Genomic DNA, 797 nt, shown 5'->3' with positions numbered 1-797 from the left:
TGCCTCTACTTTTCTTGCTACTTGCGTTAACCAAGGCTTGGATTTATATGAGCCACGCCGGTAACCACCTTGCCCTTCGTGATAATTAAGGTACTGCGCATAGGCATCCCATTTTGATACTTTGTTGATCTTCGCTGTTCGATTCATATTCCAGCCAACAAAATCAATTCCATCCTCAAAATCATCGCGCTCGGCAAACATACCTCCGGCATCGTCTTGATACTCACCCCATACTGGCGTCTTTGCCTGCGAATAACCGTAGGCATCGCTAGCGCGACCAATTGGAATGATCCACAGAAAGTATTCCATCGGCGGCTGCGCATCGTATTTGAACCGCGACTCCTGATACATAATCGCCATAGGAATCTGCACCGGCACACCCCACCGCTCGCGCGTTTCAACGGCCGCATCGTACCAATCCGGTTTCTCGTAAAAAATATCGCAAAGATTATCTGGGTTAGAAGGTGGGTTCGTCGCACAACCAGCCAGCTGCATCACCATCACCAAAGCGATTAGCTTCTTCAACATCTACGCCAAACGCTCAATCTTTTTCGCAATCAAGGCTAGCGCACGATCTGCTTCTGGCACGAGTGGTGAAAACGTCTGAAAGACATGAAACATATCAGGAAAGACGTCATACGCCGTGTTCACCCTATCAGCGCGTAAGCGCTTTACCAAATCATCCACCTGCGGTTTAAACATTTCACTGCCACCTGCTTGCACATAAATCGGCGGAAAACCGATAAAACTGGTTTCAGAAAAATCACTCACGCGAACCGCCTCTGTGTGATTGTCAC

At 48.4% G+C, this 797-nt stretch carries 2 protein-coding genes; both read right to left on the bottom strand.

Annotated features, from left to right (window positions below):
* A partial coding sequence (locus A3750_RS23580; RefSeq protein WP_068548956.1) for a hypothetical protein occupies positions 1–528 on the bottom strand: 528 nt, incomplete at its 3' end.
* Positions 529–797: alpha/beta hydrolase (locus tag A3750_RS23575; protein WP_156498887.1), on the bottom strand; the 269-nt coding region annotated here is incomplete at its 5' end.

The organism is Oleiphilus sp. HI0079 (assembly GCF_001635105.1).
Note: the sequence above shows the minus strand (reverse complement) of the source record. Positions and strands in the feature narration are given on the sequence as shown.